This is a genomic window from Hydrogenophaga sp. SL48, assembly GCF_021729865.1.
Lineage (GTDB): Bacteria > Pseudomonadota > Gammaproteobacteria > Burkholderiales > Burkholderiaceae_C > Hydrogenophaga.
On the sequence record NZ_CP063400.1, the window covers coordinates 3,458,832 to 3,475,224 of the forward strand.

Annotated in this window: 16 protein-coding genes; 4 read left to right on the forward strand and 12 right to left on the reverse strand. The window is 62.6% G+C overall.

Going from position 1 to position 16,393, the window contains the following annotated elements:
• Window positions 1–5: 5 nt before the first annotated feature.
• Window positions 6–200, reverse strand: a complete 195-nt coding sequence (locus IM738_RS16350) for a hypothetical protein (protein ID WP_236962079.1) — start codon at window positions 198–200, stop codon at window positions 6–8.
• Between the two features lie 190 nt (window positions 201–390).
• Between IM738_RS16350 and IM738_RS26045 the strand changes: the two genes are divergently transcribed.
• A complete protein-coding gene (locus tag IM738_RS26045; protein ID WP_442908434.1) occupies window positions 391–867 on the forward strand; it encodes a thermonuclease family protein in 477 nt (158 codons plus the stop codon).
• 7 nt (window positions 868–874) lie between these two features.
• Complete coding sequence (locus IM738_RS16355) at window positions 875–1,063, forward strand: hypothetical protein (protein ID WP_236966463.1); 189 nt, start codon at window positions 875–877, stop codon at window positions 1,061–1,063.
• A gap of 121 nt (window positions 1,064–1,184) precedes the next feature.
• Here the strand turns inward: IM738_RS16355 and IM738_RS16360 are convergent, their stop codons facing one another.
• The 5 genes from IM738_RS16360 to IM738_RS16380 form a co-directional block, all read right to left on the reverse strand.
• Window positions 1,185–4,292, reverse strand: coding sequence for a hypothetical protein (locus tag IM738_RS16360; protein ID WP_236962080.1), 3,108 nt, complete (start codon window positions 4,290–4,292; stop codon window positions 1,185–1,187).
• Entirely contained in the window at window positions 4,289–6,148 is a 1,860-nt protein-coding gene (locus IM738_RS16365) for a hypothetical protein (protein WP_236962082.1), read from the reverse strand. The genes IM738_RS16360 and IM738_RS16365 overlap by 4 nt, the downstream gene beginning before the upstream one ends.
• 514 nt (window positions 6,149–6,662) lie before the next feature.
• Complete coding sequence (locus IM738_RS16370; RefSeq protein ID WP_236962083.1) at window positions 6,663–6,911, reverse strand: helix-turn-helix domain-containing protein; 249 nt, start codon at window positions 6,909–6,911, stop codon at window positions 6,663–6,665.
• A gap of 992 nt (window positions 6,912–7,903) precedes the next feature.
• Window positions 7,904–8,203: a hypothetical protein gene (locus IM738_RS16375; RefSeq protein WP_236962084.1), complete on the reverse strand. Its 300-nt coding sequence runs from the start codon at window positions 8,201–8,203 to the stop codon at window positions 7,904–7,906.
• A gap of 124 nt (window positions 8,204–8,327) precedes the next feature.
• A complete protein-coding gene (locus IM738_RS16380) occupies window positions 8,328–9,443 on the reverse strand; it encodes a sensor histidine kinase (protein WP_236962085.1) in 1,116 nt (371 codons plus the stop codon).
• A gap of 260 nt (window positions 9,444–9,703) precedes the next feature.
• On the opposite strand from IM738_RS16380, the gene IM738_RS16385 reads away from it, so the two are divergent.
• Together IM738_RS16385 and IM738_RS16390 are read left to right on the forward strand one after the other, a co-directional pair.
• Window positions 9,704–10,681: an ABC transporter ATP-binding protein gene (locus IM738_RS16385; protein WP_236962086.1), complete on the forward strand. Its 978-nt coding sequence runs from the start codon at window positions 9,704–9,706 to the stop codon at window positions 10,679–10,681.
• A gap of 11 nt (window positions 10,682–10,692) precedes the next feature.
• Complete coding sequence (locus IM738_RS16390) at window positions 10,693–11,454, forward strand: ABC transporter permease (protein ID WP_236962087.1); 762 nt, start codon at window positions 10,693–10,695, stop codon at window positions 11,452–11,454.
• Here IM738_RS16390 and IM738_RS16395 read toward each other — a convergent pair.
• The 6 genes from IM738_RS16395 to IM738_RS16420 form a co-directional block, all read right to left on the reverse strand.
• Window positions 11,444–12,424 carry a PAS domain S-box protein gene (locus IM738_RS16395; RefSeq protein WP_236962088.1) on the reverse strand — a complete coding sequence of 327 codons (981 nt, stop codon included), beginning with the start codon at window positions 12,422–12,424 and terminating at the stop codon, window positions 11,444–11,446. The two genes, IM738_RS16390 and IM738_RS16395, sit on opposite strands and share 11 nt — an antisense overlap.
• Window positions 12,417–13,433, reverse strand: coding sequence for a PAS domain-containing protein (locus IM738_RS16400; RefSeq protein WP_236962089.1), 1,017 nt, complete (start codon window positions 13,431–13,433; stop codon window positions 12,417–12,419). Before IM738_RS16400 ends, IM738_RS16395 begins: the two co-directional genes overlap by 8 nt.
• A 429-nt stretch (window positions 13,434–13,862) precedes the next feature.
• A complete protein-coding gene (locus IM738_RS16405; protein ID WP_236962091.1) occupies window positions 13,863–14,267 on the reverse strand; it encodes an RNA recognition motif domain-containing protein in 405 nt (134 codons plus the stop codon).
• A 213-nt stretch (window positions 14,268–14,480) separates the two neighbouring features.
• The gene (locus IM738_RS16410) at window positions 14,481–14,825 is read right to left on the reverse strand and encodes a single-stranded DNA-binding protein (protein WP_236962092.1); all 345 of its coding nucleotides are present in this window, start codon (window positions 14,823–14,825) and stop codon (window positions 14,481–14,483) included.
• Window positions 14,822–15,301 (reverse strand): hypothetical protein, encoded by a 480-nt coding sequence (locus IM738_RS16415; RefSeq protein ID WP_236962097.1) that lies wholly within the window; start codon window positions 15,299–15,301, stop codon window positions 14,822–14,824. Before IM738_RS16415 ends, IM738_RS16410 begins: the two co-directional genes overlap by 4 nt.
• Before the next feature lie 35 nt (window positions 15,302–15,336).
• The gene (locus IM738_RS16420; RefSeq protein WP_236962098.1) at window positions 15,337–16,347 is read right to left on the reverse strand and encodes an NAD-dependent epimerase/dehydratase family protein; all 1,011 of its coding nucleotides are present in this window, start codon (window positions 16,345–16,347) and stop codon (window positions 15,337–15,339) included.
• Window positions 16,348–16,393 lie beyond the last annotated feature (46 nt).

A 16,393-nucleotide genomic window follows, 5' to 3' on the forward strand; every position in this document is an offset into this window, starting at 1 on the left:
TGGGCTTACTTGGGTTCAGTGGAGTCGGGGGTCGGGGCTGCGGGAGGGAGCTTGGCCCGGCGGGCGTACTCACGGACCATCACCTCGAACATATTGGTCAGCGACCGGTGCTCTTGCGCGGCACAGCGCTCCCAGAGGTCGCGAACCTCCAGGGTCATCTTCAGCGTGGTCGCTTCAGTCTTGCGTTTTGGGCGCGCCATGTGGTCGTTTAGGGAGCCGGTTTATTTCAAACAGGAACACGTTATCACCTGAACAGCGAGCCAATCTTGTGACCTATTCACATTCAGGCTGGAGAAGAAGTTCTCTGGTCTTAGGTGTTGTACAACACTGACGATGAGAGCCAAAAAACGATTTCTTCAAGGGGTAGTCGGCGCATTACTGGCAGTGTCCATGAGCGAAGTACTTGCCTCCGAGCCCGCCGGTGTGCAAACCTGCGTCGAGGTGCGCAACGTTCATGATGGGGATACGTTCACATGTGTGACCGAGGCGGGGACACTTCGAATCCGAGTTGCAGGGATAGACGCACCTGAAGTGGGGCAAAGCTATTGGCGTGTATCCCGCGACTTACTGCGCTCCAACACCCCGGCTGGCTCCACTGTGGACTGCTACAAGGTTGACAGGTACGAACGCCAGGTATGTCGTGTACATACACCTGAGGGCAAAGACGTCGCTATGGGACTGGTCGAAGCAGGCTTGGCCTGGCACACAGTCAAGTATCGAGAAGAGCAGGCCCCTCATGAGCAAGCTGCGTATGCCGCCGCAGAAGAGAGGGCCAGAAATACCCGAAAAGGACTCTTGACCCTCTCAGAGCCACAGGAGCCGAGTGTCTGCCGCGAGCAAAGAAAGCAGAAGCTCAAATGCACATAGTGCACCAATGTCTTCAAGTGATGTCGGCCTGAAGGCAACACCTGAATCGCCTCGGTATTCCCAGCGGCTGTTTGGTTTAGGTCATGCCGCCATTCTCTGTAGTTTGACTGGCGAGTTGCCGGTAGTAGTTTGCCTCAGCCTCTCCCTGGGGTATGTAGCCAATGTCTTCGGCTACGTCGAAGCGTTGTTCAACTGAACCTGCCGCCACAGTCATCTGGGCTGCATCAGCCCTGAGGCGTTCGAGCGACCACCGGCTTGAGGCTAGGTTCTACTAGACCGGGAGCAGTCCCGTTCTCTTTGAAGGAATATGAGTGGGTCTAGGGTCGAGTGAGCTCGATGGTCTTGAACTCGTCGCCAAGGAAACCAAACTTATGAGCGAACAGGCCTGCGATTTTTTCGTCGGCCGTGGCAAAGAAGACTTGTCGGTCCGATTTCAAGATAAGGTTTCGCAGGTAGTCGAGGAAGGACAGGGCGTTCAAATCATCGATATGCGAGATTGGGTCATCAAGAAGAATCACTTTCGGGCCTGTCTTGACTTGTGCATTCATTGCCAAGAACAGAGACAGGGCATAAGCAGCTCGTTGTCCTGTACTAACTTGATTAAGTTGGACGGCTGATTGGTTGTCCCGCCGCCGTAGAGGCGTCCGTTCTTCAGCGGTGACCATGTATTCGCTGGGCGCATGTATCCGCTTGAAGATGCTGTCTGCAACGGTGTGCGTCGCTGCGACGATGGCAGCGCTAGCCATATTTAGCGATTGGCTCTCGATAAGGTCATCAAGAACCCTCAGTGAGCTCGCAAGTCTTTCTATTGAATCCCGAACGCGACCCAGGCGCGCCGCTAGCTGTGCCACTTGCGTCCGCAGCGAGGCCAAGCGAGTCGCCGAATTGCCTTCGGTCTGGAGTGCAGCGAGGACCTTTTTTGCACCAAGTACTGCGGCTTCCAGCGAAGAAAACAGAAGACTCAGGTCGGCCGTGGGCGGCAGGTCCAACTGACTGGAGACCATCCCACAGCCTTCGGCCGTGTTCTGTATGAGCCGTTGGCGTGCCACCAACTGCGCGACAGCATCTGAGAGGAATGCATTGACAGGGATGCCTGCCTCGTCAAGGCGCTTGCGAAGCTCGTTGTTTCTCTCCGTAATCCTCTTCGCCACCTCTTCGTCGCTGGCCTGAAGACCCCGCAAGTACTCTTCTAGTCGCTGTTGTGCTTCCAATGGGACCAGCGACTCTGGTCTCGACGCGTCTTCTCCGTTTATTGGCGAGCAAAGCGCCTCGATGGCGCTCACTGTCCAACCGAGGCGGGCGTATGCATCGAGGCCATTGCGAGCTTCGTCTCTGGTCTCTGTCAACGAGCGTTGCCGGTCTCTCAACATCAAGACGGACTGCTGCGCTGCGGAGACGGTCCATGGAGCGCCCACTTCGGAGTCTGTTCGTGTGTACTTGTCTAGCTGGGCCAGCCACGCGGCCTCGTTCGAGGTTTGGGCCAGGATTGCGGTCAGCTGGTCAATCTGCAGCCGAAGGTTCGCTTCCGATGCGTCGGCCGGTGCCAGCGTGAGTGACTGAATGCGGCCAAGCAGCTCACCAGGCGCAAACGCTGTGCCGCAAACGGGACAGCTCGCGTCGGAGTGTCGATGCGCCACGACTCTCTGCGCCCAAGCTTGCAATTCTGTCATCGCACTCTGCAAGTCCGACTGCGTCCGCGTAGTTGCCGCTAGGCTCTGCTTTGCGTCTTCTAGCCGCTTCGCGGTTTCAGCGAGTTTTGCCTTCGAGGCAGAGATTGCTGCCGACAAGAGGCTGCTTCCCCATGCCGACTCCCAGCCTTCAGGTGGCGCGATTGTCGGCAAGGAAGCCTGTGCCTGCGAGCGCCGGGCGAGCTCCTCATCAGCGGTTCGAAGCTTTGATGAAAGCTCCTTGAGCTCGGCGTAGGCAGATGCCGGGACCGCTTGCAGGGCAGCCAATCGCTCCTTGGCGCTATCCCTTCTTTTTCCAAGGACGCTGCGTCGTTGTTCGTCGTCACTGGCATCGGCGAGCTTCGCCTTCACCCCTTCAGTTGCACGCAGCAGTTTCGACGCTTCCTCAGCAATTGCGTCCGGACTCAACGACTTCGGCAGCCAGTCAATCCTCTGAACATTGCCCAGCTCGGATGCCATATCCGACAGAGTGTCAACGAACTCTTCAGTGACAACTTGCTTGCTCACTGGCGCCTCCCGCCAACCGATGCGTTCGAGGTCCTTTTTTAAGATGGAGAACGCTGCGTCGGACTGCTCGGGTACTGCCTCGAGCCCCCGTCGTTCCTGGTCCTTGGCCTTATGGTCGGATTCCGCCAGCGCGCGCTCGGAGCGCTTGGAGCGAAGTTCTTCCGATACCGCTTTACGTACATCTTGGATGCGTCGCCACATCAGCGTCGCCTCGTGGCCGCTGAGTAGCGCAGCCAGACTCTCGGCATGGCTAACCGTCGAGTCCTCCTTGAGCAGGGTCAGCTCCGCCGCTGCATCGGTGTTGAGGAAGTTGAAACGCGCAAACTGATTCGGCAGCTTGTTCTGATGACTGTTGTCGTCTGCGCCATACCAGAGCCGTTGGCGTGTCTTGAAATCCGAGAGCACCTGATTCGCGGATGTCTTGACCGGACTACCGGATGCCAGGAACCCTTGCACCGTCGTGGTTGTGGATGCCTTGGAACGTCGATTCGCGCCGCAATATAGGAACTCCAGACCTTCAAGGAGCGAGGTCTTTCCTGCGCCGTTTGTCCCAAAGACCAGGTTGGCTCTTCCAAGCCCTTCAAAGAGGCGTTGCCTAGGATATGGACGAAAAGCCTTCAGGTCGATGCTCGATATGTGTGTCTCAACAAGCTTCTGACTTGCCTCTGCACCGGTCGTCTTCTTAGTCCGAACGGACTGCTTGGCTGTGCCCGACGAGATACTTCGCACAACGTCCGCTATAGGACGGTCGCCGTCTAGTATGTCCGCGAGCCCGACCGCACCTAGCCCATCTGACCAGGCCTTCACGATATCGGTAGAACTCGCAGACTCGTCTGTCACAGCAATAGAGTCGAGTTCACTCAGCACACGGTCGAGCTCTTCCTCTGCGACAACGAACTTGCGCGCGTAGCTCCTGTCGGACTCAAGGTTTCGTTTGGCAACCTGGAACTCGGGGTTGTTTGCATGCCCCCCATCGACGACGAAGTACAGGTAGCTGTTCCAGCGGAGGTCCGGTGAGGCGTCCCGGTTGAAGTACGCCGGCCCCATCACTTCGTCGAGGTATTCGCTCAAGCCGCCGACTGTTTCCGGAAGGCGGTTGTTCAAGTCAAAAACGTACGCAGCTACGTCGCGTTTCCCATTGCGACGAACCCCTCGAAGTACACCCGCTGCGACCTCCGAGACATCAGCAAACTTTTGTCCCAGCTTCTCTCGTGCGGACTGAAGATTCATCCCTGAGCTCCTTGCGGATTCGCTGCAAGGCGGTTGAACGACGGAGTGCCAATGTCGACATCTGGCTGCCCGGCAGGCCTCGTGAACGACGTGCTGCGAGCGCTCAAGAAGTGCTTAGTGCCAGCTGCTGCGGCATAGAGAATGCAGTAGCGTTCCGCGTTGGTTGCGTAGTGCTCATGGGCGAAACGCTCATGCTGTTCGTTCGTTAAGACGCGGTCGGGCTCACGAGGAGGCCCTGCCAGGGTCTTACGCACCTGCTGGTCTAGCAAGTCCAACTCGCGAAGGTCGCCCACAAGACCTGCATGAACCACTGTGGCAAGTGTTCCGTCTAACGCAACCACGTTCCGATTAGGGTACTGCAAGTTCCAGTCGAGATTGAAGCCTTGACGGAGGAACTCCACGGGAGTTGGCCAGGCGTAGCTGGAGCTACGGAGTTCTGCGATAGCTCGAACTGTTGCAAGCCTGGCGCTTCGAAAATGTCGCGCTTCCGGTGCGGGGTCCTGCGTGACCGTGACCCTGCGAACCAACTCATGTTCGCACAGCTGCATGGAATCGATGCGGGAAGGAATGTACCAGTCGGGACGTACGCCGAATCTTCCCGCCGTGATAGCCAGCGCCCGCTCAACGGCAACTGGCCCCTTTTGGTACAGGTGACGGATGTCGTCGAGATTTATTTCCTCGGTGCAGGCCCCCATCAACTGCTCCCCGAATCCGTCGTCTGGAAACTCCTCCGGTTTATTCGGTTCTACCCAACTGCCTAGGTCTTTCTCCCACAAAAATGTCTTCACGGCGTGCGGACCAGAACGCGTTGACCGTGGCTTTGGGATGGCGTGGTGAAAGACCTTGGTTGCCTGAAACAGAAACACTCTCGGCCGATAGTGAAACTGCAGGGCATGGGCACGAATTGGCTCGTGACGTGTGTAGTACACGCCGTTTTTGTGATTCTCACGAATCCATTCGTCAGAAAGGTTTGTCTCGGTCGAGAGAAGATACCAAGCTGACCCACAGATGTTGTTCCATGGATGCTCGCCGGTGTCGCCAAACGAGACCACCTTGTCAGCCCAGTTCAAGCAAAGAAGCTCTGTGTTCCCTGCCGCTGAAAACAGCTCTTGTCGGTACTTCTTGTACAGCAGGTGACGAGGACTGTTGTTGAGCTGAATGTGCAAGAGAAGGAGTCCCTCGTAGTACTGGTCTATCAGCGCCTTCTCAAAACCGAAAACGTCCGAGCACACGAGAGTGATGAGCCGCACTTCGGCGGGAAGGCTCCCGAATGCATAGACGTTTACGCCTTGAAGCATGCCGGATGCTTCGGTGTTGTTTGGGTCACCTGACGGCGCAGTCTTGTACTGGACTAGGAGCACAAGGCGCTCCGAGTAGCCTCCCGAAACTTTGGCTATAAATACGTAGACGAGTGGATTCCTGTATTTCTGGGTGGTTCGGGCAAACGGGAAGACATCGTCATCAAGGACAACTGCCCTGTCGCCGAGCCTTTCGCGAACAAGGTCGAGACCACCTAGAAGTAGGCTTTCACAGCCCAAAACCCAAAGCTTGCCCGATTCGGGAATATGGCCTTGTTCGACCGCCTCAAGCAAAGAGTCCCACGGAAGGCTGTACTCCGGACAAACGAGTAGGTCCGGTTGGTCCCCGGGTTTGCTCGCTAGGCTCAGGAGAGCGTCGGCTTGTCGCTTCGCCTCCGCCTGGTCAGCGTTTCCTATCGAGTCCGCTGTAATTCGAATTCTGCCAAGTGGCTGGTGAGCGATTAGCGTGTATAGCGTGTCATCAGCTTGCAAAGCGTTCAGCTGTGGCGCGTCAAGCCCCGCAGCCTTAAGCCTCTCCCCGACAGAAACGATTTTCACTCTTTCCCCTCCGGTCCGATTCACGTTCAGTGTAGCCCGCAAGTGGACTTGATTCGCCCCGGCTTTCATGGAGGCAGGTTGGTTTAAGCCAAGCCCAGCCCGAATGCCTGATTTGCGAGGTGGCCTGAGTGCCTGCGGCTCTGGAGCGTGTTCCATTCCGGACTCGCGCCACGTGCCACGACGTCAGTTTGTCAAGGCAGCACGAAGAACATGGGGCCCACCTGCCCCAATGCAAACCATTGCAATCCGAGTGCTCGAGAGCTACCTCAATGTCCTTGTCTGAATACTTCCACCTGGTTGAAGTAGCGACGACTTTTTTACCTCGAGCTCCTATGAGTTTGTTGCTTCGCGAAAGCCACCTCGGCGTCAACGCAACCGACCGGCAAATAGCTATGCATTCCTGAGCTTGAGAACGAGGTTCCATGACTTGGGCGCTACTCAAAGCACCGACACAGGCCACAAATTCGTCACCCAAACAGATAAGCGCTCATCTGATGCGTCGTAGTAGCCAGGTCTACTTTGTTTCGGCGGCCAACTGAAGCAACCTCTGAACCGGCACTTCAAGTGCGCAAGCCAACTTGTCCAGTCCGTCTGCTGAAACGTTCGCAACGCTTCGTTCGACCTGGCTGATGTATGTGCGGTGGAACCCGGCCACTGCAGCTAGTCCTTCCTGCGAATAACCAGCCTGTTCACGGAGAACCTTGGTGTTGAGCGCAATCAGTTGGCGAGCAGTGGGGAGTTTCGGCTTCTGTCTTTCTTTCATGACACAGAAGCGTGCCGACATTCACTCTAAAACTCTACAGACCAAACCTCTACCGCTTAATTATCTACTGTTTTTAGTCTACACTACAAAACCGTTCTTGCTGGTTCGCTAGAGAAGAGGAGCACTCATGTTTGTCACAAAAGCCGAGTTTGAGCATCCAATGCCGCTAGGGCTCATAAGCCCTGGAGAGAAGGCCTGGGAGGCTATGACGATGTCTCTTCGTTCTCCATGGTTTCTGTTCGACTATGTGGTGACGTATTCGGATGCTGAAGTCGTGCAAACAACGGCTATCGCTTGGGAGTTGACGCTCCTTGATGTTCTTCGTGCTGTTCCTGCCAATGCTCACAGGGGAGTTAGCAGGGTGTCACCGTCGAAGGGTAGCCGACAAGACTGGTCAGTGCAGGTAATCCGCGAGGCTTGGGTTTCATTGCCGGATGAATCGACTGACGTTGGCCCGCTTGTGTTTCGTCTTCGTGAGGAAGATTGCTTGAGGGATAGCTTTATGAAGCCAGTTTCATGGAGGAACGGCCGCGAGCAGCTCCTCTCTCTTAGCTAAGCATGATGCCTTTTGAGGTGTTCTTAATGCCGCAGACAGCCCTACCTAGTAAGGGAGGCAATTGGTGCATCACTGGCAGTGACAGCCCCTTACAGTGAATGAATGCACTGGCAGACAGAGAGCTGCGATGCAGAAATTCTTGAGGGGCAAGAAGACGCCTCTAGAGCTGACCTGTATCTCATCGACAACCACCGCTATTGGAATTGCCTATCAAGGTTATCCACAAGCGATATCCCTCCCCCTGACCCCCTCCCAGCACTTGGCGCTCCACCGACGACTTTCCCACCGCGGCGGTCCGTTCGTCGCAGGCGACGACCGCCGCCGTGGAAAAGTCTCGCCTGCTTCAACATTGATGGGTGAAGTGAGCTGTCCCACAGGGGCGCAGACAAGCAGGTAAGAAGCAACTCTGGAAATGGAGCCCGGTCGCCGAACTCCTTCACTGCTCCTGGTAAAGCAATTTCTCACGCTCCATAACGTGCTCGCAGCCCCGGTAGGGGTTAAGGCCAAGGGTGAAGCCGATGTCGGGCGAATCGTTGCGGGTGATGGCGCTCTTAGCGTCTTCAAACGTCACCTGCGTGGCCGGCGCGGGCGCTTCTTCGCCCGCGGCCGCGGCATCGTCCAGCGTGCCCCAGCCGTCGTCGAACGCGGCGCGGGTGTCGCGCTCGAAGCGGTGCGGCTGCTGCTGGGCCACGCCACGGCCCTTGATGGCCTGCACGGGGATGCGGACGGTGGTCATGCTTCAATACTGTACAAAATGCCAGTATAGGTTCTGTCCTCCGCCGGGCACAAGGCCGCTGGTCAGGCCGGACCTGTCCCCTGCCCTGCGCGAAACCGGGCGTGATCGTCGATCCGCAGCCCTTTCAGGGCGCCTCCGCGCCGGTGTCAAACACCGCGTGCACCGTGGTGCCCTGCCCGGCCCCGGAGCGCAGCTCGCACGAACCGCCCGCCAGGCGCGCGCGCTCCTGAATGCCGGCCAGGCCGATGTGCCCGTTGCGCAGCGCGGCCACCACCGCCCGCTCCGGCTCGAAGCCGACGCCGTCGTCGGTGATGCTGAGCTGCAGGCGGTCAGGCGTCAGGGTCACCCGGATGTCCACCGCCGTGCAGGCGCTGTGTCGCATGGCGTTGCTCAGCGCTTCCTGCACGATGCGGAAGGCCACCGTCTCCACCCCGGGCGGGTAGCGCAGCGCCCCGCCCTCGGCCTGCAGCCGCACCACCAGCGTCGGCAGCTGTCCCAGCGACGCCACCAGGCTGCGCAGCGCGGCCAGGATGCCGAAGTCGTCCAGTTCCAGCGGGCGCAGGCCCCGACCGATCTGGCGCACGCGCACCCCGAGCTGGTCCGACATCTGCAGCACGCGGCCCGCCATCCCGGCCATCGCGTCGCCGCCGGCCACCTCGACCATGTGCGCCAGGTGCAGCCGCATCGCCGCGACCACCTGGCCGATGTCGTCGTGCAACTCCTGCGCGATGTGCTGGCGCTCGGCCTCCTGCACCTGCAGCAGCCGCTGCGACAGCACCCGCAACGAGGCCTCGGCGCCACTCAGGCGGTGCTCGGTGCGGTGCAGCGTGGTGATGTCCTTGATGAGCACCAGGCAACCCGGGCACGCGCCGTCACCGCCCTTCAAGGGGATGTAGGAGGTCAGCAGCACCTTGCGCACGCCCTCGGTGGTCTCGATCTCCACCCGCTCGTCCATCACCGCTTCGCCCGCCTTCAGGGCCCGCGTGCTGCCCCATTCGTCGTCGCCGATCGGGCGGCCGGTGTCGGCCCACCAGCCCAGGCAGCCGGGAAAGCGGCTCACGTCGGCGTCGCGCACACCGTCCCAGATGGCGATCGCCGCCGGGTTGCGGTGCAGGGTGTGGCTCTGCACATCGCAGACCCAAATGCCTTCGGGCAGGTGGGCCAGCACCTGGGTGAACAGCGTGTCTGCCGGGGCATGGCCCGCTCGCGCGGGCGACGGGGACGTGGTCAGGCGTGTCATCGCACGATGGTGGGGAGGGCGGCCGGTCACCGTCTGTGCGGCAGCGGACACTGGCGGGCGTCGAGGGCATCCCTGCTGGACCGGGGGAAAGAGGCCCTGGCGCGGGCCGGCCAACGCCCGCGCCCCCGGGTGCGCGCTCAACCCCGGCGCTGCAAGGCCGTTCGCGGACCGGTATAAAGGACCCTTCCCACCCCGCTGCCACCGCCCCCAAGAGGCCCGGAATCGCGCGGCAACCCACCCCCAAACACAGCCAGCCCACCATGACCCCATCCCCAGTCGCGGTCGATTCCGCCGACGCCATCGTCCGCGTGCACGGCGTCAGCAAGACCTATGCCGGCGGCTTCCAGGCGCTGAAGAACGTGAACCTCGACATCCGGCGCGGCGAGATCTTTGCGCTGCTCGGGCCCAACGGCGCGGGCAAGACCACGCTCATCAGCGTCATCTGCGGCATGGTCAACGCCAGCGAGGGAACGATCACCGCCGACGGCTTCGACACCGTGCGCGACTACCGGAAAGCCCGCGCCACCATCGGCCTGGTGCCGCAGGAACTGCACACCGACGCGTTTGAAACCGTGTGGGCCACGGTCAGCTTCAGTCGGGGCCTGTTTGGCCAGGCGCCCAACCCGGCCTACATCGAGAAGATCCTGAAAGACCTCTCGCTCTGGGACAAGAAAGACAACAAGATCATGACGCTCTCGGGCGGCATGAAGCGCCGCGTGCTGATCGCCAAGGCGCTCTCGCACGAGCCCAAGATCCTGTTCCTCGACGAGCCCAGCGCGGGCGTGGACGTGGAGCTGCGGCACGACATGTGGCGCCTGGTGCGCGAGCTGCGCGACGCGGGCACCACCATCATCCTCACCACGCACTACATCGAAGAGGCCGAAGACATGGCCGACCGCATCGGCGTGATCCGCAAGGGCGAGCTGATCGTGGTGGAAGACAAGGCGGTGCTCATGCGCCAGCTCGGCCAGAAGCAGCTGGCGCTCTCGCTGCAGCACCCCTTGGCGGCGGTGCCGCCCTCGCTGGCCCCGTGGCCGCTCGCGCTCTCGGCCGACGGCCTCACGCTGACCTACAGCTTCGACGCGCAGAAAGACGACACCGGCATCGCCGAGCTGCTGGCCGCGCTGGGCGCGCAGGGCATCGGCTTCAAAGACCTGCGCTCCAGCGAAAGCTCGCTCGAAGACATCTTCGTGAGCCTGGTGCACGAACCAAAAGACCAACAGAAAGCGAGCGTTTGAAGATGATGGGTTTGAACCTGCACGCCGTGCGCGCCATCTACATGTTCGAGATGAACCGCGCCTTCCGCACCTGGGCGCAGAGCATCATCGCGCCCGTGCTCAGCACCTCGCTCTACTTCATCGTCTTCGGCTCGGCCATCGGCTCGCGCATGGGTGACATCGGCGGTGTGAGCTACGGCGCCTACATCATCCCCGGCCTGCTCATGCTCTCGCTGCTGAGCGAAAGCATCTCCAACGCGGCCTTCGGCATCTACATGCCCAAATGGTCGGGCACCATCTACGAGCTGCTGAGTGCGCCGGTGAACTGGGTCGAGGTGCTGCTGGGCTACGTGGGCGCGGCGGCCAGCAAGAGCCTGCTGCTCGGCGTGCTGATCCTGCTGACCGCGCGCGCGTTCGTGCCCTATGAGATCGCGCACCCGGTGTGGATGGTCGGCTTCCTGCTGCTCACGGCCATCACCTTCTGCCTGTTCGGTTTCATCATCGGCCTGTGGGCCGACAGCTTCCAGAAACTGCAGGTGATCCCGCTGCTGGTCATCACCCCGCTCACCTTCCTGGGCGGCGCGTTCTACAGCATCAGCATGCTGCCCGAGCCGTGGCAGACGGTGTCGCTGTTCAACCCGGTGGTCTACCTCATCAGCGGCCTGCGCTGGGCCTTCTACGGCGCGGCCGACGTGCACATCGGCATCAGCACCGGCATGACGCTGATGTTCATGTTCGCCTGTCTGGGTGTGGTGTGGTGGGTGTTCAAGACCGGGCACCGCATCAGGCGGTGAGCGCGCCGCTGGCGCCCTGCGCGTCTGGCGCATCCACCACCGTGGTGAGGATCATCAAGCCGCCCGGGTCTTCGTTCAGTTCGCTGCTGACCAGCACCTCGATCACCTGGCCATCGGACCGCCGCCAGTCGGCGTTCTGCCACCCGGTGCGCCCCGTTTCGAACAGGCGCTGGCAATGCGCCTGCCACGACGGCTCGTCGGCCCAGAATGTCCCGGCCGACCGGCCCACGAGCTGATCGACCGGGTAGCCAAAGTCACGCTCGAACGCCGGATTGACCTCGAGCACGGTCCGTGTGCCCGCAAACTGGATCATGAGCGCGGTGGGGTTGAGCCGGAAGATGCGCTGGAACCGGCGCTGGGACCGGTCCCGCTCGTGCTCCAGCCGCAGGCGTTCTTCCATCTGGTTGAGCTGCCGCAGGTAGGCCTCGTCGGTCGCCTTGCGCGTGTGGTGCAGCAGCGCCCCGATCACCGCGATGATGACGCTGCCCATCAGCCAGAACCGCAGGTCGGGCGCGAAGCCGGCTTTCACGAGATGCCCACCGGCCTCCGCCCAGGTCAACCCGCCCAGGATGAGCACGCCCGCAGCGGTGGTCGCCCACAGCGCGCGCAGGCTCAGGTAGGTGCCCGCCATCACCACCGCCCCCAGCAGGGCCTGGGTCGAGGCCGAGCGCACCGAGCCGTAGCTGTGCACCGCCCAGACGGTGAACACCAGCACGCCCATGACCATCAGCGGGCTCTCCCACCGGCGTGGCCGCGACTGCAGCATCAGGTACAGCAACGCCACCCCGCCCAACGAGAGGGAGATGAACGAGCGCGACTCCCCGGGTGGGGCGAGCAGGTGGTCGACCAGCGCCATGCCCAGCATCAACAGCGCGATGGCCACCATCACCCAGCGCGCGCTGCGGCGGCTGCGCCGCCGCTGGTCCTTGCGGATGTCGGCGGGGTCTTCCAGGGGGCGCGAATCAAGCATGGGGCCAGGGCTCCAGCGGGGCATGCAAGGTCGGCAACCCACCGGTCATGCTGCCGGGCACGCGCAACGCCGTGATCAGCAACCCGTCGTCCGGGTCGTCGTCCCGCTCGCTGCTGATCTGCAGGGCGAGCGGCCGGCCGTCGCGGCACAGCGCCGTGATCGGGTGCCACCCGATGCGCCGTGAGGCCCGGCGGGCGCGGACAAAGCGCTGGTGCTCCTCGTCCGGCAACCACAGGAACCCGTCGCGCCGGTTCAACACGTCCTTGCGCGCGTGGCCCAGCGTGCGCTCGAAGGCCTTGTTCACGTCCAGGATCAAGCCCGTGCGCGACGACTGCACAAAGATCGGCGTGGGGCTGGACTGGAACAGGCGCGAGAACCGGTCCTGCCCGAGGTCCCGGTCGAGCTGGGCTCTCAGGCGCTGCGTCGCTTCGCGAAGGTGCATGGCCTGCGCCATGTGCATCTGCGTCCGGTTCAGGTACATCATCGCGGCCACGCCCACCAGGCTCATGCTCTGTGTCATCCAGGTGCGCCAGCCCACCACAAAACGCGGCTGGCCGGCCAGCAGGCCCGCGGCCTCGGCCCAGGTCAGCCCCCCCAGCAAGGCGATCGCGGCGGCCGTGGTGCAGACCAGGCCACGGCGGCTCAGGAAAATCCCCGACGCCACCTGCCCCATCAGGATCAGCGCGATGTTGACCGTTCGCACCGACCCGAAAAACCAGGTCGATGCCGCCGCCATGCCGAACAGGAACACCACCAGCAGCCACGCCACGCTGTTGTAGCGGCGGACCTTCAGCAGCCCCCAGGACAGCGCGCCCATGACCGCCAGCACCAGCGTCATCATGCTGTCCGCCGTGGCGGGCACGCCCGTGAAGCGATCCACCGCGAACAAGCCCAGCCCCAGTGCCGCCGTCATCCAGGACAGCCGCATGGCCATCTTCGCGCGCGCGGCCACGATGGACGGTGGCTCGGGCCACAGCGGTGCATGGGAAAGGCTCGACAGATCGATCAAGGCAGCGGTCGGTGAATGTCCATGGCGTTCGGAAAATCCTCCCGGGGTCATTCCCGAGGCGTGCAGCATAACCGCGCGCAGGCCGCATCTGCGCCTTGTGTCCGGCGGCACGATTTCCTGTCAGCCACCCCACCACCCGAGAGGAGCCACCACCATGCTCAAGGCATTCGCCTCCCAGACCATGGCCTCAACGATCTCTTCACCAGGGACATCCACACCTGAAGCGAAACACCCCCGCAGCGCTTCGCGCCACCCCCAACGGACGGCACTGGCCGTCCGGCAAAGCCGGCCCGGCAGCGCCTGTGCCGCACCGTGGCAGGCGGCTGGACGACGCGCCCCAAGCGCCCAAGAAAAAAGGCCTCGAAACCGAAGTTCCGAAGCCTTTTGGCTGGTCTCAGCGCGGGGCTGAGACCGTCAGGTGCGCAGGGCTCAGTAGCCGCCGCGACCACCACCGCCACCGCCGTAGCCGCCGCGATCGCCGCCACCGCCGTAGCCGCCACCACCGGAGCGATCGCCGCCACCGCCGTAACCACCGCCGCCGCCCGAACGGTCACCGCCGTAGCCGCCGGTGCGGGGAGGACGTGCTTCCATCGGACGGGCTTCGTTCACCGTGACACTGCGGCCACCCAGCGACTGACCGTTCATGCCCTTGATGGCGGCTTGTGCCTCGGCATCGCTGCCCATTTCGACAAAACCAAAGCCCTTGGAGCGACCGGTGTCGCGTTCCATCATGACCTTGGCGCTGGTGACCGAGCCGAACTCGCTGAAGGACTGTTGCAGGTCTTCGTCACGGACGGTGTACGGCAGGTTGCCGACGTAAAGTTTATTGCCCATAGGGGACTCCAAAAAAACAGAAACACAAAAGCGATGGGGTCCCGAAAGCTCAACAAACCCGAGAGTGCCGCCGTAGCGCGCGAAACTGACCGATCACCTTGAAAATGCGCGGACTCGATGGCCAGCGCGGAGTGCATTATGGCCCCCCGGGCGGCGAATGGTCTGTTTTTTTGTGTTGGGAGGTGAATAGGTCACCCCGGGCGGGACCTGTGGCTACAGCGACTCGCCCTCAGCCCCACCCAGCGCCGCCTGCTTGCGGCTCACGTGGTAGGCCGTCATCACCTGCGCGGCGATCAAATCCAGACTCGGGCGGGCGATGCCCTGTTTGTCGGTCCACACCTTGGGTGTCAGCGCGCCCGAGAGCGTGAGCGCCTCGCCATCGGCCAGCGCCAGCAGCGCCGCGCAGGGCGCTTCGTCGAACGCGATCACGTTGACGATGAACTCCTCGTCCATCTTGTTGCGCGCCAGCACGCGCGCCACGATGTAGGTGCGGCCCGCCTTGTCCACGCGGCGGGAGGCGTCGCCCATCAGGCGGCCGGCAATGAGTCCGTCGATCATGAGCGCGGCTTTTCGAAACCCGAGACCACCCAGGCCTCGGCGCTGTTTGCGTTGAGCTTGAAGGTCGGCGGCGCGGACACCAGCGTCAGCTCTTCGTCGAATTCATTCAGCGCCCGCAGGGTGGCGGTGGCGCCCTCTTCGTCGGGCACGATGGCCAGCTCCACGCGGATGCGCTGGCCACCCACCGTGATGCTCACGCTCTTGTTCAGCTCGGCGTGGCGCTGCTGTTCCGAGCGGCGGATCACCTCCTTGGCCGTCTTCACCAGCGTGTTGAACGCACTGGTGTCCAGCGGCTTGGGGTCCTTTTTGTTGCGCCCCATGGTCCAGGGGCCCACCAGCGCGGGCTCGACCTGGCCGTCCAGAAACATGGCCACCGCCCAGCCATCGTCGTCTTCGTTCTTGATCACGCGAGCGGTCCAGTGCTCGTCGCTCCACACGCGGTCTTCGTGGATCGGGTCTTGGGTGTCTTGGGTCATGGGGAGATGGTACGCGGTGAGCGCGCCCGCCCCCTTCAGGCGTGTGCCCCTTGCACCGGCATGGGCACGCCATCCGGCGGCAGGCAACCCAGACCCACCAGCGTGGCCTCCACCGCTTCGTCCAGCGGGGTGTGCGGTTCGTGGCCCAGCTGCTGCACCAGCCGGCGGTTGTCCAGACGCACCGGCTGTTGCCACAGGTAGCGCATGCCCAGCAGTTCGCGGAAGGTGGTCACGAAGGGCGAGGCCAGTTGCACCAGCCACCAGGGAAACGGCCGCATGGCCGGCACTGCGCCACCCCGGCGCACCACGGCGCGCTGCACGGCCTCGGCCAGGGCGGTGCCCGTGGCGTCCCAGTGGCCCGCCATGTGGAAGCTGGCGAAGGCCGGTAGGGTGTCGCGGCGGTCCAGCAGCTCGGCCATGGTGCGGGCCACGTCGGGCAGGTAGGCGAACTGGTGGCCCACGCCGGCAGCGGCCGGGGTGTTCACGCTGCGCACCGCGCGCCCGGGCTTGACCATGCCCTGGCTGAACCAGTTGTTGCCCGCGCGGGGGCCGAAGAAATCGCCGGCGCGCACCACGATGACCTTCATGCGACCCGCCTGTGCGGCGCTGGCCAGGCGCTGCTCCAGTTCCACGCGAATGCGGCCCTTGGGGGTGTGGGCGTTCTGCGGCGCGTCTTCGGCAATCAGCGGGAACGCGTCGGGCCCGTGGTTGTAGACCGTGCCCGGCAGCACCACCGTGGCGCCCTGGGCCTGCGCGGCCGCAATGGTGTTGTCGATCATGGGCAGCACCCACTCGGCCCAGCGGCGGTAGCCGGGCGGGTTCACCGCGTGCACGATGACCGAGCAGCCCTGCGCTGCGGCCATCACGTCGGCCGCCTGCAGCGCGTCGCCCTCTACCCATTCGATGCCACCCTGCTCGAGACGCGCCACCCCCAGCCCGCGCTTCATGGCGCGAACCCGCCAGCCCCGCGCCAGCAGCAGGCGGGCCATTTCCCCGCCGATGCCGCCGCTGGCACCGAGCACCAAGACCGTTGATGAATCCGACATGAAAAACTCCTGAAAAAGTGGTGATGGGGCAGTGATGGGGTTATGG

Coding starts and splice junctions, on each gene's coding strand:
- IM738_RS16405 (WP_236962091.1), bottom strand. CDS start 14,267: ATGGGCAATAAACTTTACGTCGGCAACCTGCCGTACACCGTCCGTGAC.
- IM738_RS16410 (WP_236962092.1), bottom strand. CDS start 14,825: ATGATCGACGGACTCATTGCCGGCCGCCTGATGGGCGACGCCTCCCGC.
- IM738_RS26045 (WP_442908434.1), top strand. CDS start 391: ATGAGCGAAGTACTTGCCTCCGAGCCCGCCGGTGTGCAAACCTGCGTC.
- IM738_RS16370 (WP_236962083.1), bottom strand. CDS start 6,911: ATGAAAGAAAGACAGAAGCCGAAACTCCCCACTGCTCGCCAACTGATT.
- IM738_RS16350 (WP_236962079.1), bottom strand. CDS start 200: ATGGCGCGCCCAAAACGCAAGACTGAAGCGACCACGCTGAAGATGACC.
- IM738_RS16380 (WP_236962085.1), bottom strand. CDS start 9,443: ATGACACGCCTGACCACGTCCCCGTCGCCCGCGCGAGCGGGCCATGCC.
- IM738_RS16415 (WP_236962097.1), bottom strand. CDS start 15,301: ATGACCCAAGACACCCAAGACCCGATCCACGAAGACCGCGTGTGGAGC.
- IM738_RS16360 (WP_236962080.1), bottom strand. CDS start 4,292: ATGAATCTTCAGTCCGCACGAGAGAAGCTGGGACAAAAGTTTGCTGAT.
- IM738_RS16375 (WP_236962084.1), bottom strand. CDS start 8,203: ATGACCACCGTCCGCATCCCCGTGCAGGCCATCAAGGGCCGTGGCGTG.
- IM738_RS16395 (WP_236962088.1), bottom strand. CDS start 12,424: ATGCTTGATTCGCGCCCCCTGGAAGACCCCGCCGACATCCGCAAGGAC.
- IM738_RS16385 (WP_236962086.1), top strand. CDS start 9,704: ATGACCCCATCCCCAGTCGCGGTCGATTCCGCCGACGCCATCGTCCGC.
- IM738_RS16420 (WP_236962098.1), bottom strand. CDS start 16,347: ATGTCGGATTCATCAACGGTCTTGGTGCTCGGTGCCAGCGGCGGCATC.
- IM738_RS16355 (WP_236966463.1), top strand. CDS start 875: ATGTCTTCAAGTGATGTCGGCCTGAAGGCAACACCTGAATCGCCTCGG.